This is a genomic window from Streptomyces sp. ACA25 (assembly GCF_028200735.1).
Lineage (GTDB): Bacteria > Actinomycetota > Actinomycetes > Streptomycetales > Streptomycetaceae > Streptomyces.
In genome coordinates, this window is the sequence record NZ_JAQKPV010000004.1 from 216,083 (window position 1) to 237,621 (window position 21,539).

Annotated in this window: 22 protein-coding genes, 2 tRNA genes and 1 CRISPR repeat array; of the genes, 12 read left to right on the forward strand and 12 right to left on the reverse strand. The window is 71.0% G+C overall.

Annotated features, from left to right (window positions below):
* Position 1: 1 nt before the first annotated feature.
* Together cas1e and cas2e are read left to right on the forward strand one after the other, a co-directional pair.
* Entirely contained in the window at positions 2–955 is a 954-nt protein-coding gene (gene cas1e, locus PJ985_RS08990; RefSeq protein ID WP_271683077.1) for a type I-E CRISPR-associated endonuclease Cas1e, read from the forward strand.
* Positions 952–1,299 (forward strand): type I-E CRISPR-associated endoribonuclease Cas2e, encoded by a 348-nt coding sequence (gene cas2e, locus PJ985_RS08995; RefSeq protein ID WP_271683078.1) that lies wholly within the window; start codon positions 952–954, stop codon positions 1,297–1,299. The genes cas1e and cas2e overlap by 4 nt, the downstream gene beginning before the upstream one ends.
* Before the next feature lie 88 nt (positions 1,300–1,387).
* A CRISPR array of direct repeats spans positions 1,388–2,514; the repeat unit is 29 nt; unit sequence GTGCTCCCCGCGCATGCGGGGATGGTCCC.
* Between the two features lie 343 nt (positions 2,515–2,857).
* Here cas2e and PJ985_RS09000 read toward each other — a convergent pair.
* Genes PJ985_RS09000 through PJ985_RS09015 form a run of 4 tightly spaced genes read right to left on the reverse strand, consistent with a single transcriptional unit; the run spans position 2,858 to position 7,153 of the window.
* Entirely contained in the window at positions 2,858–3,886 is a 1,029-nt protein-coding gene (locus PJ985_RS09000) for a LacI family DNA-binding transcriptional regulator (protein WP_271683079.1), read from the reverse strand.
* A complete protein-coding gene (locus PJ985_RS09005; protein WP_271683080.1) occupies positions 3,883–4,809 on the reverse strand; it encodes a carbohydrate ABC transporter permease in 927 nt (308 codons plus the stop codon). The genes PJ985_RS09000 and PJ985_RS09005 overlap by 4 nt, the downstream gene beginning before the upstream one ends.
* Positions 4,806–5,843: a carbohydrate ABC transporter permease gene (locus tag PJ985_RS09010; RefSeq protein ID WP_271683081.1), complete on the reverse strand. Its 1,038-nt coding sequence runs from the start codon at positions 5,841–5,843 to the stop codon at positions 4,806–4,808. The genes PJ985_RS09005 and PJ985_RS09010 overlap by 4 nt, the downstream gene beginning before the upstream one ends.
* Positions 5,840–7,153: an ABC transporter substrate-binding protein gene (locus tag PJ985_RS09015; protein ID WP_271683082.1), complete on the reverse strand. Its 1,314-nt coding sequence runs from the start codon at positions 7,151–7,153 to the stop codon at positions 5,840–5,842. Before PJ985_RS09015 ends, PJ985_RS09010 begins: the two co-directional genes overlap by 4 nt.
* Before the next feature lie 423 nt (positions 7,154–7,576).
* Between PJ985_RS09015 and PJ985_RS09020 the strand changes: the two genes are divergently transcribed.
* Positions 7,577–9,610 carry a beta-galactosidase gene (locus PJ985_RS09020; RefSeq protein WP_271683083.1) on the forward strand — a complete coding sequence of 678 codons (2,034 nt, stop codon included), beginning with the start codon at positions 7,577–7,579 and terminating at the stop codon, positions 9,608–9,610.
* A gap of 107 nt (positions 9,611–9,717) precedes the next feature.
* On the forward strand, positions 9,718–9,903 hold the full coding sequence (locus PJ985_RS09025; protein WP_443033442.1) for a glycosyl hydrolase 53 family protein: 186 nt from the start codon (positions 9,718–9,720) through the stop codon (positions 9,901–9,903).
* A gap of 205 nt (positions 9,904–10,108) precedes the next feature.
* On the opposite strand, the gene PJ985_RS09030 is transcribed toward PJ985_RS09025, so the two are convergent.
* Positions 10,109–10,555, reverse strand: coding sequence for an SRPBCC family protein (locus PJ985_RS09030; protein WP_271683084.1), 447 nt, complete (start codon positions 10,553–10,555; stop codon positions 10,109–10,111).
* Between the two features lie 209 nt (positions 10,556–10,764).
* Between PJ985_RS09030 and PJ985_RS09035 the strand changes: the two genes are divergently transcribed.
* Positions 10,765–10,938 (forward strand): hypothetical protein, encoded by a 174-nt coding sequence (locus PJ985_RS09035; protein WP_271683085.1) that lies wholly within the window; start codon positions 10,765–10,767, stop codon positions 10,936–10,938.
* 92 nt (positions 10,939–11,030) lie between these two features.
* Here the strand turns inward: PJ985_RS09035 and PJ985_RS09040 are convergent, their stop codons facing one another.
* Positions 11,031–11,546 (reverse strand): hypothetical protein, encoded by a 516-nt coding sequence (locus PJ985_RS09040; protein ID WP_271683086.1) that lies wholly within the window; start codon positions 11,544–11,546, stop codon positions 11,031–11,033.
* A 140-nt stretch (positions 11,547–11,686) separates the two neighbouring features.
* On the opposite strand from PJ985_RS09040, the gene PJ985_RS09045 reads away from it, so the two are divergent.
* Both PJ985_RS09045 and PJ985_RS09050 read left to right on the forward strand, forming a co-directional pair.
* Positions 11,687–11,950 (forward strand): DUF1876 domain-containing protein, encoded by a 264-nt coding sequence (locus PJ985_RS09045; RefSeq protein ID WP_271683087.1) that lies wholly within the window; start codon positions 11,687–11,689, stop codon positions 11,948–11,950.
* A 330-nt stretch (positions 11,951–12,280) separates the two neighbouring features.
* Positions 12,281–12,628 carry a hypothetical protein gene (locus PJ985_RS09050; RefSeq protein ID WP_271683088.1) on the forward strand — a complete coding sequence of 116 codons (348 nt, stop codon included), beginning with the start codon at positions 12,281–12,283 and terminating at the stop codon, positions 12,626–12,628.
* Positions 12,629–13,055: 427 nt separating this feature from the next.
* On the opposite strand, the gene PJ985_RS09055 is transcribed toward PJ985_RS09050, so the two are convergent.
* The 4 genes from PJ985_RS09055 to PJ985_RS09070 form a co-directional block, all read right to left on the reverse strand.
* Positions 13,056–13,463, reverse strand: coding sequence for a PIN domain nuclease (locus PJ985_RS09055; protein ID WP_271683089.1), 408 nt, complete (start codon positions 13,461–13,463; stop codon positions 13,056–13,058).
* Positions 13,460–13,693: a type II toxin-antitoxin system VapB family antitoxin gene (locus PJ985_RS09060; protein WP_185301024.1), complete on the reverse strand. Its 234-nt coding sequence runs from the start codon at positions 13,691–13,693 to the stop codon at positions 13,460–13,462. Before PJ985_RS09060 ends, PJ985_RS09055 begins: the two co-directional genes overlap by 4 nt.
* A gap of 294 nt (positions 13,694–13,987) precedes the next feature.
* Positions 13,988–14,061, reverse strand: a tRNA-Ile gene (locus PJ985_RS09065).
* Positions 14,062–14,249: 188 nt separating this feature from the next.
* Positions 14,250–14,322: transfer RNA gene (locus tag PJ985_RS09070), tRNA-Asn, on the reverse strand.
* A gap of 168 nt (positions 14,323–14,490) precedes the next feature.
* Between PJ985_RS09070 and PJ985_RS09075 the strand changes: the two genes are divergently transcribed.
* From PJ985_RS09075 to PJ985_RS09085, 3 genes are all read left to right on the forward strand, one after another.
* Positions 14,491–14,787 carry a YtxH domain-containing protein gene (locus tag PJ985_RS09075; RefSeq protein ID WP_271683090.1) on the forward strand — a complete coding sequence of 99 codons (297 nt, stop codon included), beginning with the start codon at positions 14,491–14,493 and terminating at the stop codon, positions 14,785–14,787.
* Between the two features lie 217 nt (positions 14,788–15,004).
* Positions 15,005–15,775, forward strand: coding sequence for an IclR family transcriptional regulator (locus tag PJ985_RS09080; protein WP_271683091.1), 771 nt, complete (start codon positions 15,005–15,007; stop codon positions 15,773–15,775).
* A 164-nt stretch (positions 15,776–15,939) separates the two neighbouring features.
* Positions 15,940–16,800 carry an SMP-30/gluconolactonase/LRE family protein gene (locus PJ985_RS09085; RefSeq protein WP_271683092.1) on the forward strand — a complete coding sequence of 287 codons (861 nt, stop codon included), beginning with the start codon at positions 15,940–15,942 and terminating at the stop codon, positions 16,798–16,800.
* A gap of 252 nt (positions 16,801–17,052) precedes the next feature.
* On the opposite strand, the gene PJ985_RS09090 is transcribed toward PJ985_RS09085, so the two are convergent.
* Both PJ985_RS09090 and PJ985_RS09095 read right to left on the reverse strand, forming a co-directional pair.
* Positions 17,053–17,901, reverse strand: a complete 849-nt coding sequence (locus PJ985_RS09090; RefSeq protein WP_271683093.1) for a class I SAM-dependent methyltransferase — start codon at positions 17,899–17,901, stop codon at positions 17,053–17,055.
* A gap of 128 nt (positions 17,902–18,029) precedes the next feature.
* Entirely contained in the window at positions 18,030–18,617 is a 588-nt protein-coding gene (locus PJ985_RS09095; RefSeq protein WP_271683094.1) for an XRE family transcriptional regulator, read from the reverse strand.
* Positions 18,618–18,712: 95 nt separating this feature from the next.
* On the opposite strand from PJ985_RS09095, the gene PJ985_RS09100 reads away from it, so the two are divergent.
* Positions 18,713–19,726, forward strand: a complete 1,014-nt coding sequence (locus tag PJ985_RS09100; protein WP_271683095.1) for an NAD(P)/FAD-dependent oxidoreductase — start codon at positions 18,713–18,715, stop codon at positions 19,724–19,726.
* Between the two features lie 108 nt (positions 19,727–19,834).
* A complete protein-coding gene (locus PJ985_RS09105; RefSeq protein ID WP_271683096.1) occupies positions 19,835–21,427 on the forward strand; it encodes an MFS transporter in 1,593 nt (530 codons plus the stop codon).
* The last annotated feature ends 112 nt before the right edge of the window (positions 21,428–21,539 follow it).

Below are 21,539 nucleotides of genomic sequence, written 5' to 3' on the forward strand. Positions count from 1 at the left end.
CATGCCGACGGTCAGCACCCGCCGCACCTCCTCACCACGCCAGCTCACCCGCGTCGGCGACCGGCTGTCCTTCGTCTACCTGGAGCGGTGCACCGTCCACCGCGACGCCAACGCCATCACCGCCGAGGACGGCGAAGGCGTCACCCACATCCCCTCGGCCACCATCGGCACTCTGCTCCTCGGCCCGGGCACCCGCATCACCCACCAGGCGATGAGCGTTCTCGGCGAAAGCGGCGCCGGCGTCGTGTGGGTGGGGGAGCACGGCGTCCGCTTCTACGCCGGCGGCCGGTCGCTCAGCCGCTCCGCCACCCTCGTCGAAGCCCAGGCGGAGCGATGGGCCAACCGCCGGCAACGGCTGGACGTCGCCCGCGCCATGTACCGGATGCGCTTCCCCGACGAGGACCCGGCCGGCTGCACCCGGCAACAGCTCCTCGGCATGGAGGGCACCCGGGTCAAGGACTGCTACCGCAGGGAAGCCGCACGCGTCGGCCTCACCTGGCGCGGACGCCACTACGTCCCCGGCGACTTCAGCTCGGGGGACGCGGCCAACCAGGGCGTCACCGCAGCCGCCCAGTGCCTCTACGGCATCGCCCAGGCCGTCATCGCCGCACTCGGCTGCGCACCCGGACTCGGCTTCGTCCACTCAGGCCACGAACTGGCCTTCGCCCTCGACGTGGCCGACCTGTACAAGACCGAACTGGGCATCCCGATCGCCTTCGACGCGGCAGCCGAAGGCCCCGAGGATGTCGGCGCACGCACCAGGCGTGCGGTGCGCGACCAGGTCAACGCCGGCGGACTGCTGGACCGTTGCGTCAGCGACATCAAGCACCTGCTGCTCCCGGACGGCGCGTCCCCGGGGACGGGGGCGGAGGACACCGACCGCGTGACCCTGCAGTCCGACCGGGGTACCGACGTCGAGTCCGGCCGCAACTACGCGCACGGCGTGATCTGGTGACCGTCATCGTGCTCACCCGCTGCCCGGTAGGGCTCCGGGGGTTTCTCACCCGCTGGCTGCTGGAGATCTCACCCGGCGTCTTCATCGGAGGCCCCTCCGCACGCATCCGCGAGGCGCTCTGGGCGGAGGTGAAGGAATACGCGGGCAACGGCCGTGCCTTGCTGGCGTACAACACGGACAACGAGCAGGGCTTCACTTTCGAGACCTACGATCACAAGTGGCTGCCCGTCGACCACGAGGGCCTGACCCTCATCCGCCGCCCGCACGCCCAGCCTGCGCCCCCGGCCGTCGACCGCCCGGGGTGGAGCAAGGCATCGAAGCGCCGCCGCTTCGGCAATCGGTAGGAGGAGAGCAGCCTTGGTTGAAATGTCCGAATCTCAACAAGTGAAGGAAACTGGCCTCTGCCGCTGATAAACCCGCAGGTCAGCAAGTGTGCTCCCCGCGCATGCGGGGATGGTCCCACGTCGGCCTGGCCCTTGTCCATGAGCGGCCAGTGCTCCCCGCGCATGCGGGGATGGTCCCTACCGCACCAAGGCCGCCCAGGAGCAGGCGGAGTGCTCCCCGCGCATGCGGGGATGGTCCCTTCTCCACCGGGACCATGCGCTCGGTCAGCTGGTGCTCCCCGCGCATGCGGGGATGGTCCCCGCTGCTCCAGCTCCCGGTAGGACCGGGGAGGGTGCTCCCCGCGCATGCGGGGATGGTCCCGGCCGGCCGCAGCTCGGCCTCCACCTCCTCGAGTGCTCCCCGCGCATGCGGGGATGGTCCCCGATGTGCCGTCCGCTGGTCTCCGCAAGACGTGTGCTCCCCGCGCATGCGGGGATGGTCCCCACCCGCGCATGCGGGTATGGACCGAAGGGAAGTGCTCCCCGCGCATGCGGGGATGGTCCCGGGGAGATCCGGCCACTGACGGGCGTCCTCGCGTGCTCCCCGCGCATGCGGGGATGGTCCCCGGTGGTCGTGCCGCTCGGCCGCCGGATGCTGGTGCTCCCCGCGCATGCGGGGATGGTCCCTGGCAGCGCTCCAAGGACGGCTCGAAGGGCCGGTGCTCCCCGCGCATGCGGGGATGGTCCCCGGGGCTGACCTGGGAGAACCCGACCTGCCTTGTGCTCCCCGCGCATGCGGGGATGGTCCCCGCCGCTAGCGGCGCAAGTCATCGACCCGGTAGTGCTCCCCGCGCATGCGGGGATGGTCCCACCCCAGACCTTCGGATCGAGACCGGCAGCCTGTGCTCCCCGCGCATGCGGGGATGGTCCAAAGACCGTCTCTCGCATCGAGACGGGGACGATGTGCTCCCCGCGCATGCGGGGATGGTCCCACAGAGAGATTGGAACCCATCTGTGGACCCCAGTGCTCCCCGCGCATGCGGGGATGGTCCCTCCGTGTCGAGAGAGCGCGCATACAGCCTTTCGTGCTCCCCGCGCATGCGGGGATGGTCCCGGGGGGTATGAGATTGCGAGACTTCTCCACAGGTGCTCCCCGCGCATGCGGGGATGGTCCCAGGCCGGCGAGCCGCGCCAGGCCGTCACCGTCGTGCTCCCCGCGCATGCGGGGATGGTCCCTGTCACGCCGCACCCAGCAGACCGGCCAACGCGTGCTCCCCGCGTGCGGGGATGGTCCCCCCGACCCGGCCTGGCGAGCCGCCGCCCTCCTGTGCTCCCCGCGCATGCGGGGATGGTCCCTGCATGTCGCCGAGGGCGATGTGGTGCATCGGCAGCGGTCGTGTCCCCATGTGCATGTGGGGGTGGTGCAGCAGCGGGCGCGTTTCCACGTGAGAAAGGGTCGATTCGACGTGGAAATGCGCCACGCGGGAGTTGCTGACCGACGAGGCGGGGCCGGGCGGGCACCGGTGCGCGCGCCCCGGGCGCGGGCACCGGGTGGGCGCGGCGCCCGCGGCGGTGGGGGTCAGGCGGATTCGCGGGTGATGAGTTCAGTGGGGAGGATGACGGCGGAGGTGGCCTCGCCGCCGATCTGGGCGAGCAGCACGCGGACCATTTCGTGGCTGATGCGGTCCCAGGGCTGGCGGATGGTGGTGAGGGCGGGGCGGGCGGCGAGGGCGGCGGTGGAGTCGTCGAAGCCGCCGACGGCGACGTCCTCGGGGATGCGGCGGCCGGCCTGTTCGAGGGCGGCGAGTGCGCCGTGGGCCATGAGGTCGGAGGCGACGAAGAGGGCGTCGAGGTCGGGGCGGCGGGTGAGCAGTTCGCGGGTGGCGGTGGCGCCGCTGTCGCGGCTGTAGTCGCCGGTGGCGATGAGGGTGTCGTCGGGGGGCAGTCCGGCTTCGGTGAGGACGTCGCGGTAGCCGGCGAGGCGGTCGACGCCGCCGGGGGTGTCCAGGGGGCCGGTGACGGTGGCGATGCGGCGGCGTCCGAGGGACAGGAGGTGCCGGACCATGCGCTGGGCGCCGTCCCGGTCGTCGGCGGCGACGTGGGCGAGGCCGGAGGCGGGGGCCATCGGCTTGCCGCAGGCCACCACGGGTATGTCGGCGCGGGCGAGTTGGGCGGCGACGGGGTTTCCGGTGTGGCTGGAGACGAGCAAGACGCCGTCCACGTGACCTGCGGAGATGTAGCGGGTGATGCGGCGTTGTTCGTCGCGGGAGCCGGCGATCATCAGCAGCAGGGGGATGTCGTGGGCGGCGAGGGCCTGGGTGCAGCCGCGCAACAGGACGTTGAAGTTGGGGTCCTCGAAGAACTTTTCCTGTGGTTCGGTGAGGAGGAAGGCGGCGGATCCGGAGCGGCCCGTGATGAGGCTGCGTGCGTGCCGGTTGACTTCGTACCCGGTTTGCCGGATGGCGGAGTTGACTGCTTCGGCGGCGGCGGGGCTGACGTGGTGCCCGCCCTGGAGGACGCGGGAGACGGTGCCCCGTGAGACGCCTGCCACCCGTGCGACGTCGTGGATCGTCGGCCGTCGGCGCCGCACGGGGTTGCTCATGGTCATGACTTTACGGCTCCGGACAGCAGGTCCAGGCTCCAGAAGCGCTGGATGCTCAGGAAGAGGAGGATGAGTGGTACGACGGCCAGCAGGGCTCCGGTGATGACCAGGGTGTAGAGGGCGGGGGCGGTGGCGCCCTGGTTGAGGAGGGTGAAGAGGCCGAGGGTGAGGGGGAACTTCTCGTCGTCGCTGAGCATGATGTAGGGGAGCAGGAAGTTGTTCCAGATGGCGACGAACTGGAACAGGAAGATGGTCACCAGGCCGGGGAGCATCATGGGCAGGGCGAGGGTGCGGAAGATCCGCCATTCGCCGCCGCCGTCGATGCGGCCGGATTCGACGACGTCGCGGGGGACGGCCGCGGCGGCGTAGATGCGGGCGAGGTAGATGCCGAAGGGGGAGAGGATCACGGGCAGCAGGGCGGAGAGCCGGCTGCCGGCGAGTCCGGCTTCGGCGAGCAGCAGGTACTGGGGGACGGCGAGGATGACCGGGGGCATGAGGACGCCGGCGAGGAGGGTGCTGAAGATGGCTTCCCGGCCGCGGAACCGGTACATGGCCAGGGCGTATCCGCTGAGGGCGGAGACCGCGGTGGACAGGAGTGCGCCGACGCCCGCGTAGAGCGCGGAGTTGGCCATCCACAGCCAGTAGACGCCGTTGCGGTAGGCGTGCAGTTCGGCGAGGTTGTCGGTGAAGCCGGTGCCGGGCAGGAAGGTGAACGTGGAGAAGAGTTCCGCGCCGGTTTTCGTTGCGGCGACGAACACCCAGGCGACCGGGACGAGGCAGTAGAGGGCCCCGAGGACGAGGACGGTGGTGGGTGCCCAGGCGGTGCGGCGGGGCCGTCCGCCGGGGCGTCCGGGCCGGTGGGGAGTGGCGGGGCGGTTGCCGGGCGGTGCGGCGACGGTTCCGCCGGGGGCGGTTGCGGCGGTGGTCATCGCGTGGCCTTCTTTCGGCGGGAGGTCGCTCGCCCGCTGGGCCGGTCGTTCCACTGGCTGCGGGAGTTGACGAGCTTGAGGAAGCCGAAGGACACCACGAGGGTGACCACGGCGATGATCACGGCGGTGGCGGAGGCGGCGTGGAGGTTGCCGCGGACAAAGGCGTCCTCGTAGACCTTCATCAGCGGGCTCCAGGTGGTGGAGAGGCTGTTGGTCAGGGGGCGCAGGGTGGTGGGTTCGTTGAACACCTGGAGGGTGGCGATCACGGAGAAGAAGAAGGTGAGCACGAGGGAGGGCATCACCATGGGGATCTTGATGCGGAAGGCGATCTGCCGTTGGGAGCAGCCGTCGAGCCGGGCGGCTTCGTAGATTTCGGGTGGGATGGCGCGCAGTGCGGTGTAGATGACGATCATGTTGAAGCCGGTGCCGCCCCAGACGGCGATGTTGGCGAGGGCGAGGAAGAGCGGGCCGCCGCTGAGGAGGTCGGGCTGGGGGAGGCCGAGTTGTCCGAGCAGGTGGTGAAGAGGGCTGACGGAGGGGAGGTAGAGGAAGCCCCAGAGCAGGGCGGCGATGACGCCGGGTACGGCGTAGGGGAGGAAGATCGTCAGGCGGGAGAAGGCGCGGGCGCGGACGCGGTCGGCGTCCAGCATGAGGGCGAAGACGAGGGCCAGGCCGAGCATGACGGGGACGACGATCATGCCGTAGCCGAGGACGCGCAGGGCGCCTGCGGTGAGTTCGGGGTCGGTGAGGGCCTGGGTGTAGTTGGTGAGGCCGGCCCATACTTCCTGGCGGGCGCCGGAGCCCAGGCCGAGGCCCTGGATTTCGGTCCTGCGCAGGGAGAGGTGGAGGGCGTAGCCGATGGGGAGGGCGAAGAAGGCGAGGAAGAGGACGAGGGCGGGGAGGAGGAAGAGGTAGGGGGTGTGTCGTGGGGTGCGGCGGCTGCCGGGGGCGGGGGCGGTTGCGGTCCCGGGCGCCGCGCCCCGGGGGTGTGCGGTCCGGGGCGCGGCGGGTGGGACGGGGGTGGTGCTGGTCATTCGGCGACCTGGAAGCCGTGCTGGGTCATGTCGTCGACGGTGGCGCGCTGCATGGCGGTCACTGCGGCGGGGAAGCCGGAGCGGGATTCGGCTGCCTCGCCGAAGGCGTCGTTGAAGACGCTGTAGGTGACGTTGACGTTGGGGCCCCAGGCGGCGGGTGCGGTGCCTTCGGAGATGTCGGAGGCGAGCGGGTAGAAGTCTTCCTGGTGGGCGAAGAATTCGGGTGCTTCGGAGAGTGCGTCGCCGGTCTGCGCGGAGGTGGCGGCGGGGTAGATGCCGCCGTTGCGGACGAGGCTGTTCAGGGCTTCGGCGTCGGTGTTGAGCCAGGAGGCGAAGGCGGCGGCGGCTTCCCGGTGGCGGGAGTCGTTGGTGACGGCGGTGGTGGAGCCGCCCCAGCTGCCGGTGACGTCGGCGCCTTCCTCCCACTGGGGGAGCGGGGCCATGGTCCACAGGCCGGCGGTGTCGGCGGCGTTGCCGGCGAAGACTCCGGGTGCCCAGACGGCGCTGACCCAGGCGATCTGTTCGCCGGTGTTGAGCGCCTGGTTCCAGGCGGGGGTGTACATGGGTTCGTTGCTGATGGCGTCCTCGGCGACCAGGTCGCCCCAGAACTCGGCGACGCGCCGGGTGGGTTCGTCGTCGATCGCGACGTTCCAGGTTTCGCCCTCGATGGTCCACCACTGGGCGCCGGCCTGCTGGGCGAGGCCGGAGAAGAGACCGGGGTCGCTGGAGGAGAAGGTGGTGAGGTACTTCCCGGGCTCCTGGGAGCGCAGGTCGCGGGCGGTGTCGGCGAACTCGTCCCAGGTGGTGGGGACGGTGAGGCCGTACTCCTCGAAGAGGTCGTGGCGGTAGTAGAACATCAGAGGGCCGGAGTCCTGGGGGACGGCGTAGAGGGCGTCGCCGCCGAGGGTGACCTGGGACCAGAGGCCGGGGGCGAACTCCTCCTCGATGTCGGTGTCGCCGGATATGTCGGCGAGCACGTCGTTGCTGACCAGGGTGGGGAGGGCCTGGTACTCGGCCTGGATGAGGTCGGGGGCCTGGCCGGCCTTCGAGGCCGTGATGATCTTGGTGAGGAGGTCCTCGCCGCTGGCCTGTTCCTTGACGACGACCTGGATGTCAGGGTTCGCGTCGTTCCAGATCTGTGCGGTTTCCTCCAGGCCGGGCGCCCAGGCCCAGTACTCGAGCTCCACGGGTCCGGAGCTCCCGGACCCGCCGGAGCCGGAACCTGAACCGGAGTCGTCGGAGCCGCAGGCGGCGAGGGTGGCGGCCGACAGGGTGGCGGCGAGGCAGACCGCGACGGTGCGGTGCTTCATAGGGGTTCTCCTTGGTGCCGCCCACGGCGGCCGGGACGGGCGGACGGGGCGTACGAGGTGGACGGGGGGTACGAGGTGGACGGGGTGGGCTGGGTGGTGACGGGGGCCGGGTGCTGCGAGGAGGCAGGCACAGCGGGGCAAGGGGGTGTGGGAGGGAAGCTGTGAACGTTCACGGTTTCCGCTGAGCGCTCACAGTAGAGAAACAGTGCCGACACTTGTCAATGGTTGTGTCTGTGCGGTTATCTTGTTTTCCGTGGAGCTGACCGGACCGTGCACGTGCACAGCGTGATCGATTCAACAGGCGCCGCCGAGCTCGTGAGAGCTCACCGCGACCACGGTGCCGCCCCACGGCCGTCCCACCGAGAACCTTCCGCCCCCGCCAGGCCACCGGCCGGACGGCGAAACCCTTACAGGAGCCCGTCGATGCACCCTGCCGCCCCCAGCCCCGCCCCCCGCGGACTGCACCGACTCGCCTACGGCGGGGACTACAACCCGGAGCAGTGGCCGGAGGAGGTCTGGAGCGAGGACGTCGCGCTGATGCGCGAGGCCGGCGTCACCATGGTCAGCGTCGGGATCTTCTCCTGGGCCCGGCTGGAGCCCCGCGACGGGGAGTACGACTTCGGCTGGCTGGACCGGATCCTCGCGATGCTGCACGAGGCGGGCATCCGCGTCGATCTCGCCACTCCCACCGTGGTGCCGCCCGCCTGGTTCTACCGCGCCCACCCCGAGGCGCTGCCGGTCAGCCGGGAGGGCGTGCGCTGGGAGTTCGGCTCCCGCGGCGCGATCTGCCACAGCTCGCCCGCCTACCAGGAGGCCGCCGCCCGCATCACCCGCGCGCTCGCCGAGCGCTACGCCGGCCACCCGGCGCTGGCCATGTGGCACGTGCACAACGAGTACGGGGTGCCGGTCCTGGAGTGCTACTGCGAGACCTCGGCCGCCCACTTCCGCCGCTGGCTGCACGCCCGCCACGGGACCCTGGACCGTCTCAACGAGGCCTGGGGCACCGCGTTCTGGGGTCAGGCGTACGGCGACTGGGAGGAGATCCAGCCACCCCGCCTCACCCCGACCACCGCCAACCCGGCGCAGCGCCTGGACTTCGCGCGCTTCGCCGACGACAGCGCGCTGGAGAACTTCCGGCGGGAACGCGACCTGCTGCACGCGCTGTCGCCGGGCGTGCCCGTCACCACCAACTTCATGGTCTCGCCCACCCAGTGCGACACGATCGACTACTGGAAGTGGGGCCGTGAGGTGGACATCGTCACCAACGACCACTACCTGGTGGCCGAGGACGACCGCAATCACGTCAACCTGTCGATGGCCGCCGACCTGACCCGTTCGGTGGCCGGCGGCCGTCCCTGGCTGCTGCTGGAGCACTCCACCAGCGGCGTGAACTGGCAGCCGCGCGGCATCGCCAAGCGGCCCGGGGAGATGGCCCGCAACAGCCTGGCGCACGTCGCCCGGGGCTCCGAGGGCGCGATGTTCTTCCAGTGGCGGGCCTCCCGGGCCGGTGCCGAGAAGTTCCACTCCGCGATGCTCCCGCACGCCGGTACCGACAGCCGGATCTGGCGGGAGGTGACGGAGCTCGGCCGGGGTCTGGAAGCCCTGGCGCCCGTCCGGGGGACCCGCACGGTGGCCGATGCCGCCGTCGTCTGGGACTGGGAGTCCTGGTGGGCGCAGAAGCTGGAGTGGCGTCCCAGCGAGGACCTGGACGCCAGGGAGCGTGCCGAGGCCCACTACGCCGCGCTCTTCGACCGCCACCTCACCGTCGACTTCGTCCACCCCGAGGGCGACCTCACCGGCTACCCGCTGGTCGTGGTGCCCGCGCTCTACCTGGCCACCGCCGCGGCCGGCGCCAACCTGCGCGCCTTCGCCGAGGCCGGCGGCACGGTGGTGGTCTCGTACTTCTCCGGCATCGTCGACGCGTACGACGCCGTGCACCCCGGCCCGCACCCGGGGGTGCTGCGGGAACTGCTCGGCCTGACCGTCGAGGAGTTCCAGCCGCTGCGGTCGGGGGAGTCGGTGCGGCTGACCGGCCCGGACGGTGCCGAGCTGACCGCCGACACCTGGGCGGAGACCGTGACCGCGCGCGGCGCGGAGCCGGTCTGGCTCTACGCCGACGGCCCGGCGGCCGGGCGGCCCGCCATCACCCGGCACCGGCTGGGCGAGGGCACCGCCTGGTACGTGTCGGCCCGCCTCGGCACGTCCGGCCTCGACACCGTGCTGGCCGCCGCGAGCGCGGACGCGGGCCTGCCCGGCCGCGACCACCTGCCGCACGACCTGGAACTGGTGCGCCGCTCCGGTGAGCGGGGCGAGTACCTGTTCGCCATCAACCACGCCGACACCGACGCCAAGATCCCTCTGCCCGCGCCGGGCACCGAGCTGCTCACCGGAGAGACCACCGGCGGCCCGCTCGTCGTCCCGGCCGGGGCCGTGCGGGTGGTGGCCCTGGAGCACTGACCCGGCGGGGGCGACCCGGACCCCGTCCGGCCGCCCGTATCACGCCACGTCATAGCAACGTACTTGCTGGTGTCCGGCTACCCGGCCACGCCGCAGGGGCAGCGCAGGTGGATGCGCGACTTCGGCGCGTGGTCGTCTCCGTCCCCGGCGGCCGGGGCTTGGGCATCTTCTACTGGGAGCCGGCCACGCCGGGTAACGGCCGGGACCCGGCCGATCCGTCCTCCGGCAACGCCCGGGTGAACCAGGCGTTCTTCGACCACGACGACCGGGTGCTGCCTGCCGCCCGGTGGTGACCGGTCTTCTCAGCGCCGGCCGGCTGCGCACTTCCGGACGGCCGCCGCCCGTCCCGGCCCCGGCATCTGCCGGGGCCGGGACGGGCGGACGGGGCGGGGGCCGGGGGTCGCGGGCCGACGGCCCCCGGCGGGCCGCCTGCGGGGGGCCTGCACGGACCGGGCAGGCCCGGGAGAGGGAACGGCCAGGGCCGGGGCGGCCCCCCGCTCAGACCTCACCGCGCCACGCCCCGGTCTCCACCGCACGGTCCTCGATGAACTTCTTGAAGCGCTCCAGGTCGCCCTTGGCCTTGCGGCCCACGAAACCCATCTTGTCGCCGACGGCTTCGGTGAAGTTCTCGGGCGCGTACTCCAGTTGCAGCATGACCTTGGAACGCTGCTCGTCCAGGCGGTGGAAGGTCACCACACCGGCCTGCTTGGGGCCGCTCACGCTGGTCCACGCGATGCGCTCGTCACGCAGCTGCTGGGTGATCTCCGCGTCGAACTCGCGCTCCGCGCCCGCGATTTTGGTCACCCAGTGGGTGCTGGTCGGCGTCAGCTGGTCGACCCGCTCGACTCCGTCCATGAAGTGGGGGAAGTCCTCGAACTGGGTCCACTGGTTGTAGGCGGTGCTGACCGGGACGTCGACTTCCACGGATTCCTCGATGTGCGACACGGTGCCTCCTTGAGTGACTGCTCGCTGCACGGCGGTCGTTGTCTGCTGCGGTCCTGTCATCCGCCTCCCGGGCCGATGGCTTTCACGCTGAACGACGCACCGGGTACCCGGGACTTCGCGGGTCAGTCATGCGGGTGACCCGCGTACCGTCACAACCGCGCACGGTGGCACGGCACAAGGGGCCCGCCGCCACTACCGAAAGGAGCAGCATGAACGGCATCGACAGGGACGAGCTGGACGAGGTCATCGCCAGGACGTTCAACGAGGTCAGGACGGCCGTCAACACGCACAGCGAGAAGAGCATCCTGATGTACAGCCAGGCTCTGCGCGCGCTGGTCGAGCTGCGCCAGCAGGTGGTGGCGGAGGAGCGCGACGGCAGTTGAGCCTCCGCGCCCGGCAGCACCCGCGGCGGGGCCCCACGCAAGCGGGCCCTGCCGCGCAGTGCGCGGAGAACGGACGTCTCCGGCCGTGGGCTTCAGCTCCGAGGGTCCCGGTGTTCGGCCGGCCTGCGGGGGCGGGCGGCGAGGCGGCGGGCCTCGGCCCTGACCTCGGCATCGACCTGGGTCGTGGGTCCGTCGGCGCAGCCGCACTCGAGGATGCCGTACTCGTCATCGAGCTCGGCGAGCCGCTCAGCCCAGCGCGACTCACGTCCATGCAGCTCATGGATGCGGGAGGCGAACTCCCGGGCGGTCAGCCCGTCGGCGAGCATGCGGCGGGCGAGTGCTTGGGCAGCGGCTTCCCGCCCTGCGTCGCTGCCGACGGGAAAGAAGGTCAGGCCCAGCTCGCTGAGCGCTTCGGGGAGCAGCGTGGGGACGTCGTAGTCCGCGTCGGCGCGCGTGCAGGCGGCCAGGGCCCGGAGGCCGGGGCTGTCGAGTCCGGCGACGAGCGCCTCGCAGGCGGCATGGACGACAGCGTGGGAGCGGATCTCTCTCGTGCTCCACAGGGCGGCATGGTCCTGCAGGGCGTCTGCTGCTGCTTCGGTCGAGGTCACCCGCTCATCGTCGCAAAGGAAGCGATGACCGCGCCGCTGGTCGCGCGCGCCACGTCCCTGTACGGGTGAGTGTCCGAGAGGGATCGTGCCGGTATGTGCACAATCGGGGTGTTCGTTCTCGCCGCGAAGGGTTGTTTGCCATGCCTACCAAGACGTGGAATCTCCAGGTCACCATCAATGAGGTGGACCGCGAAACCAAGGCCGAGGCCCGGCTCTCGGGCAAGGACAGCAAGGAGCTGATCGGCGAGGGCACCGCTCGGCTCAACCCCGCCGATGAGAACGACCCCGCGATCGGGGACGAACTGGCCTGCGCGCGGGCCTTGTCCGACCTGGCCCACCAGTTGCTGCACAGCGCCGCGAAGGACATCGAGTCGCACACCCACAAGCCCGTCCGGAACCTCTGACGCCGCTGTGCCGCACAGCTTGCGAGGGCTTCACCCGCGCAGGTGAGACTGCGAGGTCTGCTGGTCCTTCACGGACGGACGGCCTCCCGTTGAGCCCACCATGGGAGCATGAGCCCTCCGCAGCCAGCCCCGCAGTGGGGCCCTCGACCGGAGAAGCCGTCCCGCCCGTCTGCACCGTCGAGGAAATCTGTACTCACACACGCCGGCGTCGGCGCCGGCGGCCTGATGCTTGGCCTCGTCTTCAGCACTGCTGGAAACACTGACCCTGAACGCGAAGCAGCACCAACGTCGACCGTTACGTCTACGGTGACCGAGACGGCCCCGCCCACCGTGACAGCGACTGAGACCGCCACGGCCACCGCCACCGCCACGGCTACGGCGACGGCCACCACCACGGCTACAGCCACTGAGACGGTGACACCGGAGCCGGAGCGGGACATCCCCGGCGACGGAGTGTTCGTCGTAGGCGTGGACATCGAGCCAGGGACGTACCGGACCTCAGGCCCAGCAGACAGTGCCCTCCCCAACTGTTATTGGGCCCGCCTCAGCAGCACCACAGGGGAGTTCGACGACATCATCGCCAACGGCAACGTGCAGGGCCCCACCACGGTCACCATTGCTCCGTCCGACGCGGCATTTCAGACCGATGGCTGCGAGGCGTGGACGGAGACGGGTTAGCCGGTCACTTCCTGGGACCCGATGAAGTCCTGGCAGCCATGGCCGAGCCGGGTCGTACAGAGATGCTGCTCCTCGGACGCTGCGTCGGGTGCTCGCCCAGCCGTGTCCGGGCGATGGGATCTGGCTGGGCGGGCAGGACGGGTGCCCGGAGACCGGGGCGGTCGACGATCGTGTCGCCGACGAGGAGGCTGCCTGCTGGGAGAAGTGACGGGTCCCCACCATGAGCCCGATCGCCCCAGCAGCCGGCCCGAGTGGGCGGCGCGGCCATGGCAGTGAGAAGGCATCGCCGAGTAGGAACAGGGTGACGTGTCGGTACCGGCCTGGGCAGCGGCGAGCCTCGTACTCGTCCAGGTGGGCGGCACTCGTTCGGCGCGCCCCGGCAACATCCCGGCCAGGACTTCCTGCGAAGATCACTGGCGAGCAGCGGTCAGGCGCGTACGTCTCGCTGCTGCACTTCCTTGAGGACCGCCTCCACCGTGGCGAAGTCGTTGTCCACGTGAAGCACCGTGTGCCCGTGATGGACCGCTGTCGCACATACCAAGAGGTCGATGGCTCCGGCGGCGCGGTGCTGTGCTCGCTGGGTAAGCCTGTACTGCGCGGTTTCGACCCAGCGCCATGCGCTTTTGGGAACCGGCGAGAGATGGCAGAGATCATCCAGCTCTTCGGCCAACTCGTCCCGATGGGCCGGGCTTGTGGCCGAGTAGAGGAACTCCGCCCTCGTGGGCTCGCAGACATGGAACACGCCAGCAGCGATGTGCCCTTCCCACGGCCGCAGCGCGCCCGGCGTACGGAAGAGATGCCACAGGGCGGACGTGTCGAGGAGGTACGTGATCACTCGAAGGCTGCCCGCCGAGCACGCTTGGCAGCTGCATGCGCCGCAGCCGCGGCCTCGAACTCGCCCCGCTCGCCCCGCGCGGCCAGCTTCTCGGCAGCCTCCAGTCGCTTGATGCGCGCCACGTAGTCCCGCAGAGCTCCGTTGACCGTCTCCTTCTTCGTCGACGCGCCCATGAGCCGCATCGCCTCGGCCAGCGCCTCGTCATCGAGATCGACCTGGGTCACAGACATACCAGCCACCCCTCACGACAAGTCCATGATGTACATAAGCATGATACATCACCAACATTCGCGGCGGCAGCTCCGATGCAGACCAGGTGCGGAGGCGGCGATGTCGCGCCGATGTTGCGAGTTGGGTGGAGTGCGACGTCCCTCAACGGCCGTGGGACCGTCCCGCGACGCTCTTACGGGGGCTTCGTCACAAAGCCTCAGGTCAAAGCCGTTCAGGGCTCGTCTTCGATACGCACAATGCCCCCGGGTACAGCGTTTCCCCAGGTCAGAGCAATTCTGTCTGGGGGCGCTGGGTGGGGCGGGTGGGACTCGAACCCACGGCCGACGGATTATGAGTCCGTTGCTCTAACCGGCTGAGCTACCGCCCCGTAGCGGCGTGCCGCGTACATGTGTACGCGCCGTCTGCCGCAGCATAGCTGTTCATACGATGTGCCGCCCGGCCCGGGCGGTACCTCACATGATCCACAACTACGGGCACAGGGTGAAGGGTTCCCTTCGTGCGGGCGGTGAAGCCCTGAACGTGCCGAAGGGCCCCGTAGGGGCCCTTCGAGTGATGCTCCCCCGACTGGATTCGAACCAGTAACCTGCCGGTTAACAGCCGGCTGCTCTGCCGATTGAGCTACAGGGGACTGCGCCGCTCGGGCCCCCACCCGGAATCCGGGGGCGTTCCCTCGCTGCGACCCATACATTAGCGCATGTGAGGCTGTGCATTGAAATCGGTATCCGGGGTTCCCGGGTGTCTGCGGTGTGAGAGCGCCGTGCCAACCACCACAGGCCCGCGAGGGAAGGAAACATCCATGCGGAAGAGGCTCATGTTCATGGCGGGAGCGGCAGTGGGCTACGTGCTCGGCGCCAAGGCCGGTCGCGAGCGCTACGAGCAGCTGTCGGGAGCCGCGCAGCGGTTCATGGGCAACCCGGCGGTGCGGAACACGATGGAGTCCGCGGCGCAGAACGGACGCCAGGCCGCGGCCAGGGCGGCGGGCATGGTCAACGAACGGGCGGGTGACCGGCTGCCGGGCCCGGTAGTGGAGAAGCTGCGTTCGGTCCAGGGCAATCGCACCCCGATGGACGACGACTGGGGAAGCAGCAGCTGACCGGCGCGGAGCGGCGCGTGTGAGCGCGTGAGCGGTGGGGCGGCGGCCGGGTATGTCCCGGCCGCCGCCCCACCGCGCCGTCCGCCGCGGGGGCGGTAGCCTTCGGTCGTTGCCCCTGCGGCCGGTGAGGGGCTAGCGTGTGTTCGATATTCCGGCAGGCGACCGGAGAGTCGGACGTGTCAGCCGCCGGTGGGCGGCCGGGGGAGGCGCGAGGAGCATGGGGCGGCAGGTTCCGGCGGTGAGCCGGGCTTTGGACATCCTCGAGCTGTTCCTTGAAGGGGACGGAACCCACTCGGCTCCCGAGATCACCCGCCGGCTTCAGCTGCCGCGCACCACGGTCCACGAGCTGATCACCACGCTCGCCGCCCGCTCGTACCTGGTGCCGGTCCCGGACCGGCCCGGCAGGTACCGGCTCGGGGTCCGCACGTACCAGCTGGGCAGCCGCTACGCCGAGCAGCTGGACATCGCCGCGGAGGGCCAGCAGGTGGCCCGGTCGGTTGCCGAGGCGTGCGGCGAGACGGTGCACGTGGCTTTGCTGGAGCACCTGGACGTCATCTACATCGCGAAGGTCGACAGCACGCACGCGGTGCGGATGGTGTCGGCCGCGGGCCGTCGGCTGCCCGCGCACTGCACGGCGGTCGGCAAGATGCTGCTCGCTGCGCTGCCGCCCGAGGAGCTCGACGCTCGGTTGCCCGAGGGCCCGCTGCCCGCCATGACGGCGAACTCGCTGACCTCGGTGGAAGGGCTGCGACGGGAGCTGGCGGAGATCCGGGAGCACGGGATCGCCCATGAGAGCCAGGAGTCGAACCCGGACGTCAGCTGTGTCGCCGCACCCGTGCGGGACCGACAGGGGCGTGTGGTGGCGGCGCTGAGCGTCTCGGTGCCGATGATCCGGTGGAGCGAGGAGCGCCGGGAGGAACTGGCGGCGCTGGCCGCGGACGGAGCGGACCGGCTGTCCGAGCGCCTCGGTTATCGGCGGCGCGGCTGACCTGCCGCGACGCCGCTCCCGGCGGGGCGGTGCGCTCCGGCGCGGTGCGGCCCCCGGGGTGCGCCGGGCCGGCGGACGCCGGGGGCGAAGACATGCGCGCGGTGAGTCCGCGCGGCAGGGACCGGGCTGTTGGGGCCCGGCGTGAGGGACGGGACGTCATACGCATGAAGCGGCACACGCAGTACCTGGACACCGCGGTCAAGGCGGACGCTGCGCTCGGGGAGGGCCCGACCTGGGACTCGGTGGAGCAGCGCCTGATCTGGGTGGACATCCTGTCCTCCCGCGTGCACCTGTTCGACCCGGGGTCCGGGCGGCGGAGCGTGCTGCCGACCGAGCAGCACGTCGGTGCGGCGAAGCCGCGCGCGAACGGCGGGCTCGCCGTCAACCTGCGGGACGGGATCGGGCTCTACGATGCGGACGGGGCGTTCCGGTGGCTGGTGCGCGAGCCGGTGGCCGGACGCCGAGGGAACGACGCGGCGGTGGCCCCGGACGGCACGCTGTGGGCGGGCACGATGAGCTACGCGGAGAAGCCCGGTGGGGGGACACTGACCCGGATCGGGCCCGGCGGCGAAGCGGTGACCGTACTGCCTGACGTGACGGTCAGCAACGGCACCGGGTGGAGCCCGGACGGCACCCTGATGTACTACATCGACACCCCGACCCGCCGGATCGACGTGTTCCGCTGGGCGGACGGCGAGGTGACGGACCGCCGTCCGCTGGCCGGGATCGAGGACGGTGCGGGCTTCCCGGACGGTCTGACGGTGGATGCGGACGGCTGCGTGTGGGTCGCCCTCTGGGACGGCGGCGCGCTCCGCCGCTACACCCCCGACGGCCGGCTCGACCGCACCGTCGAGCTGCCGGTCTCCCGTCCCACCGCCTGCGCGTTCGGCGGCGCGGACCTGACGGACCTGTACGTCAGCTCGGCCCGCATCGGTACGGACCCGGGCGCCGAGCCGCTGGCCGGCTCGCTGCTGGTGCTGCCGGGCGCGGGGGCCGGGCTGGCGCAGCCGGCCTTCGCCGGCTGACGGCTGACGGCTGCCGGGTGACGGCTGCCACGGCGGTGACGAGGGTGGTCGGATGAGGGCGTGACCCGGGGGACCGGGTGACCGGCCGGTCGGTCACCGTTCTGCGAATCGCGCCCTGCGGAAACGGATCACGTTCCGGGGCTCTCGCAGAACTCGCACAGATGGTCATTTGTGAGAATGCCCCTTGTGTCACGCGGACGTGACGGCCTGGTTCCGCGTGCCCGCGCCGGACGTGGCAACCCGTGTCAGGGGTCAGGCGCGGCGGGTGGCCCAGACGCTGCGTTCGGTGCGTACCGTCAGGTCGCCGCGGCGCAGGATGCTGTGCGGGCCGGTGGTGTCGAGGAGCCGGTCGAGCGCGGTGAGGTCCTCGGGGGAGAGCCTGTCGGCGATGACGCTGCGGATGCGCTGCAGGATGCCGAGGGCGTAGCGGCCGATCGCTTCGTTGCGGTCGCCCTCGATGTTCACGGCGATGGTGCGTTCGTCCTCGACGGTGAAGCCGGCGGCGGTCAGCATCGGGCCCCAGTCGGCGCCGCGGTGGGGCATGTGTTCGGCGTGGCGGCGGTCGGCTGCGGCGTGGACGCGCTCTTCCAGGCCGGGCCGGTCCTCGGGGGCATTCTCGGGCAGGAAGCGGGGGTGGCCGGCCAGTTCGACGACGGCGAACAGGCCGTTGGGCGCGAGCGCGTCGTGGACGGTGCGCAGCACGCGCTCGGGGTGGGCCATGTGGTGCATCGATGCCGATGCCCAGATCAGATCGGGTGAGCCGAGGTCGGGCCAGGCGTCGTCGTCGAGGTCGGCCTGCACGGTGCGCACGCGTTCCTCGACGCCGCGGGTGCACGCCTTGGTGCGCAGGCGCTGAAGGTGTTCGGCGGATGTGTCGACGGCGGTGACGTGCGCGTGGGGGAAGCGGTCGAGGAGGGCGAAGGTGCCCGCGCCCGTGCCGCAGCCGAGGTCCACGATGTGGCCGGGGGCGCTCTTCAGCGGCAGCGACGCGGTGATGGAGGCGGTGTGCTCGGCGAGGACCTCGGCGTCCAGGTCGAGGATCTCCGCGTGAGCGCTGGTGTCCTGCTCGTGGTGGTGGCCGTGCGTGTGTGTTTGGTTCATGCCTTTCACCGTAGGGCGACTATGCGCCAGAGGCGTACTGTCTCCCTGTTTGCGCAAGGTGATGGCCGTAGGTGCTGCGTGACGCGCAAAAGGGTGCCGCTGCGGAGGCCGTCGTGCGGCTCGCGCCGTCAATCGGGAGGGCCTTGAGCGTCGCCGTCGTCGCGCTGGTGGCCGCGGCGGGCGTCGCGGTCGAAGAGACCCAGGATCTCGCAGGGGCCACCTCCGGTGCCGATGGCGTGCGGCATCATCGTGGGGAACTCGGCGGCCTGGTTGGTCTCGATGCGGAAGCGGCGCTGGCCGAGCATGAGGATCGCGGTGCCGGACAGTACGACGAACCACTCGCGCCCCGGGTGGGCGCGCATGCGGGCGGGGTTGTCGGGCGGGGGGTCGGTCAGGTGCTGGCGCACCACGCTCATGCCGGGGTCGGCCTTCAGGGCCCAGCGCATCCGGCCGTGGGTGCTGTCGATCGTCGGACTGGTGACGACGTCGTCGGTGGCGGTCTCCACGAGCTGGTCCAGCGTGGTGTCCAGGGCGCGGGCGAGGGTGACCAGCTGGTCCAGTGCGAGGCGGCGCTGGCCGTTCTCGATGCGGCTCAGTGAGGACTGGCTGAGGTGGGCGCGGGTGGCCAGTTCTTCCAGTGACAAGCCCTGCGCCACCCGCAGCGCGCGGATGCGTTTGCGTACGAGGCCGTCCAGCTCTCCACCTTCTTGCGTCATGGGCAACATTGTATGCCCTAGATGCAATGCGGGGTTAGCGTCGGTGCAGATGGTCCGCAGTGTCTGAACCACGCACGACGAGAGAGCAGGAGGACATGGCTATGACGACTTCTCCGTGCGCGAGCGACGCACTGCCCGGTGGAACCGTCGACGCAGTGGTGATCGGCGGGGGCGCCGCAGGGCTGAACGGTGCTTTGACTCTGGCCCGCTCCCGCCGGTCGGTCGTCGTGATCGACAACGGCTCCCCGCGCAACGCGTCGGCTGCGGCCATGCACGGCTTCATCGTGCTGGACGGCACCGAGCCGCGCGAGATCCTCCGGCGGGGCCGGGAGCAGGTCCGCCAGTACGGCGGACACATCGTCTTCGGCACGGTGGCCTCTGCCGCCCCGGCCGCCCCGTCGGCCGACGGAGACCTGCGTTTCACCCTCACCCTGGCTGACGGCCACAGCATCACCGCGCGCCGCCTCCTGGTGGCCACGGGTCTGCGGGACGTGCTGCCCGAGGTCCCCGGCCTCGCCGAACACTGGGGAGACAGTGTGGTGCACTGCCCGTACTGCCACGGCTGGGAGGTCCGCGACCAGCCCATCGGCGTCCTCGCCACCGGCCCGGCCTCCGTCCACCACGCACTCCTGTTCCGCCAACTGACCGCGGACCTGACCTACTTCACCCACGGCACTGCCCTGGATGAGGACACTCGAGCCCGCTTCGCCGCCCGCAACATCCCCATCGTCGACACCCCGGTGCAGGAGGTCGTCAACCACGAGGACGGCACCCTCGCCGGGCTGCGCCTGACCGGCGGCCAGGTTGTGGGCCGCCGCGTCCTCGCGGTCGCCACACAGATGCAGGCCCGCACCGAGGGCCTGGATGCGCTGAAGCTGCCCATGGAGGACTTGCCGGACCACATGGGCCGCCGCTTCGCCTCCGGCATGGCCGGCACCACCGAGGTGCCGGGCGTGTGGGTGGCAGGCAACGCCACCGACCTTGCCGCCCAGGTCGGCGCCTCCGCCGCGGCCGGCGCCCTGGCCGGCTCCCACATCAACGCCGTGCTGGTCACCGCGGACACCGCCGCCGCGCTCGCCGCCGCGCGGGGCGAGACACCCGCCCTCTGACAACGCCTCCCGGGGGCCCGGCCGACCGCCCGGCCCAACCCGCCCTGTTCACCCACCGACCGGCCCTGCCCGGCGTCAGCTCGGCATGCCTGTGTTGTGAGGAAATCCATGAGCACACCCCAGCCCCCACAAGCCGCGCCGGCCAGTGGCGAAGGCAGCCCGGACGCGCGTCAGCTGAGGACGGTCCTGATCGCCGTCTCCCTCGCGCTGATGTCGGTCATCGCCTCGGTGTCCGGGCTGAACGTCGCGCAGACCCACATGGCAGTGGAGTTCGGCGCCTCGCAGAACACGGTTCTGTGGATCATCAACATCTACGCCCTCGCCCTGGCCGCGCTGCTGCTGCCGCTCGGCGCCATCGGCGACCGCCTGGGACGCAAGCCCATGCTCCTCGCCGGACTGGGCTTCTTCGGCGTCGCCACCGTCGTCTCGGCCCTGGCCCCGACGGCGGAGGTGATGATTGCCGCACGCGTCGCCAGCGGTATCGGCGCCGCGATGATCATGCCGATCACCCTGGCCGTCATCACCGCCACCTTCCCCGAGGAACAGCGCGGCAAGGCGATCGGCGTATGGACCGGCGTCGCCGGCGGCGGCGGCATCCTGGGCATGTTCCTCTCCGCCCTCCTCGTCGACGTCGCCACCTGGCGCTGGCTGTTCGCCCTGCCGGTGTCCCTGACCCTCGCGGCCCTGGCCATGACGGCGACATCGGTTCCCCACTCCCGCGAGACCTCGGCCCGCCGCTTCGACACCGCCGGCGCGCTGCTCTCCACCCTCGCCGTGACCGGCCTCATCTTCGTCCTGCAAGAAGGTCCCGAACGCGGCTGGACCGCCCCCGTCACTCTGATCAGCCTCGCCGTCGGTCTCCTCGCGGCCATCGGCTTCGTGGCCTGGGAGCTGCACCGCCGCGACAGCGCACTGCTGGACGTGCGGCTGTTCCGCGAGCGCGGCCTGTCGGGCGGCTCGATCACATTGCTGGTGGTCTTCGGTGTCCAGGCGGGTATCGGCGTGGTCCTCTTCCCGTTCTTCCAGGCCGTGCTCGGCTGGTCCGGGCTGCTGTCCACGGCCGCCATGATGCCCATGGCCGTCATGATGATGGCCACCTCCGGCCTGGCCCCCAAGCTCGCCGCAGGCATCGGTTCCCGCTCCACCATGGCGGCAGGCATCGCGCTGGCCGGACTCGGCCTCGTGCTCATGGCCCTGCTCGTCTCCGTCAAGGGCGGCTACCTGTCCATCCTGCCCGGACTGCTCGCCATGGGACTGGGCATGGGCCTGTCGATGACCCCGTCCACCACCGCCATCACCGCGTCCCTGCCGCGCGCCGAACAAGGCGTGGCCTCTGCCCTGAACGACGTCACCCGCGAGTTCGGCACCGCACTCGGCGTCGCTCTGCTCGGCGGACTGCTGGCCAACGGCTACCGTGGCGCCATCGACAACCGGCTGCACGGCATCCCGCAGGGAACCGCGGACACCGCCCGCGACGGCGTTGCCAACGCTGTCGAAGCGGCCGGCAACGCCGGCCCGCACGCCCAGGACCTGCTCCACGCAGCCCAGCAGTCCTTCGTCGACGGCTGGCAGCAGTCCATGTGGGCAGGCGCCGCCGTCATGGGCGCCCTGCTCGTCCACATCGTCTTCCGCGGCCCCGAGAACACCACACCTGCGGTCACCGCCGAGGCAGAAACCGCCGAGGCCCTCGCCGCCCGCTGACCGCGCACGAGCCAGACGCACACCAGACACACCGCTCCGTGAACATCGCGCACCGGGGCTGATGCTCAACGTCGTTGTCCTGCGGAACACGGTGTACTTTCTGTTCCGTTGC

What these genes read in the sequence shown, in the direction of transcription:
- cas1e (WP_271683077.1), top strand. Translation starts at nt 2, where the DNA reads ATGCCGACGGTCAGCACCCGCCGCACCTCCTCACCACGCCAGCTCACC.
- PJ985_RS09000 (WP_271683079.1), bottom strand. Translation starts at nt 3,886, where the DNA reads ATGACCATGAGCAACCCCGTGCGGCGCCGACGGCCGACGATCCACGAC.
- PJ985_RS09005 (WP_271683080.1), bottom strand. Translation starts at nt 4,809, where the DNA reads ATGACCACCGCCGCAACCGCCCCCGGCGGAACCGTCGCCGCACCGCCC.
- PJ985_RS09010 (WP_271683081.1), bottom strand. Translation starts at nt 5,843, where the DNA reads ATGACCAGCACCACCCCCGTCCCACCCGCCGCGCCCCGGACCGCACAC.
- PJ985_RS09015 (WP_271683082.1), bottom strand. Translation starts at nt 7,153, where the DNA reads ATGAAGCACCGCACCGTCGCGGTCTGCCTCGCCGCCACCCTGTCGGCC.
- PJ985_RS09020 (WP_271683083.1), top strand. Translation starts at nt 7,577, where the DNA reads ATGCACCCTGCCGCCCCCAGCCCCGCCCCCCGCGGACTGCACCGACTC.
- PJ985_RS09035 (WP_271683085.1), top strand. Translation starts at nt 10,765, where the DNA reads ATGAACGGCATCGACAGGGACGAGCTGGACGAGGTCATCGCCAGGACG.
- PJ985_RS09045 (WP_271683087.1), top strand. Translation starts at nt 11,687, where the DNA reads ATGCCTACCAAGACGTGGAATCTCCAGGTCACCATCAATGAGGTGGAC.
- PJ985_RS09060 (WP_185301024.1), bottom strand. Translation starts at nt 13,693, where the DNA reads ATGTCTGTGACCCAGGTCGATCTCGATGACGAGGCGCTGGCCGAGGCG.
- PJ985_RS09075 (WP_271683090.1), top strand. Translation starts at nt 14,491, where the DNA reads ATGCGGAAGAGGCTCATGTTCATGGCGGGAGCGGCAGTGGGCTACGTG.
- PJ985_RS09080 (WP_271683091.1), top strand. Translation starts at nt 15,005, where the DNA reads ATGGGGCGGCAGGTTCCGGCGGTGAGCCGGGCTTTGGACATCCTCGAG.
- PJ985_RS09085 (WP_271683092.1), top strand. Translation starts at nt 15,940, where the DNA reads ATGAAGCGGCACACGCAGTACCTGGACACCGCGGTCAAGGCGGACGCT.
- PJ985_RS09090 (WP_271683093.1), bottom strand. Translation starts at nt 17,901, where the DNA reads ATGAACCAAACACACACGCACGGCCACCACCACGAGCAGGACACCAGC.
- PJ985_RS09095 (WP_271683094.1), bottom strand. Translation starts at nt 18,617, where the DNA reads ATGACGCAAGAAGGTGGAGAGCTGGACGGCCTCGTACGCAAACGCATC.
- PJ985_RS09100 (WP_271683095.1), top strand. Translation starts at nt 18,713, where the DNA reads ATGGCTATGACGACTTCTCCGTGCGCGAGCGACGCACTGCCCGGTGGA.
- PJ985_RS09105 (WP_271683096.1), top strand. Translation starts at nt 19,835, where the DNA reads ATGAGCACACCCCAGCCCCCACAAGCCGCGCCGGCCAGTGGCGAAGGC.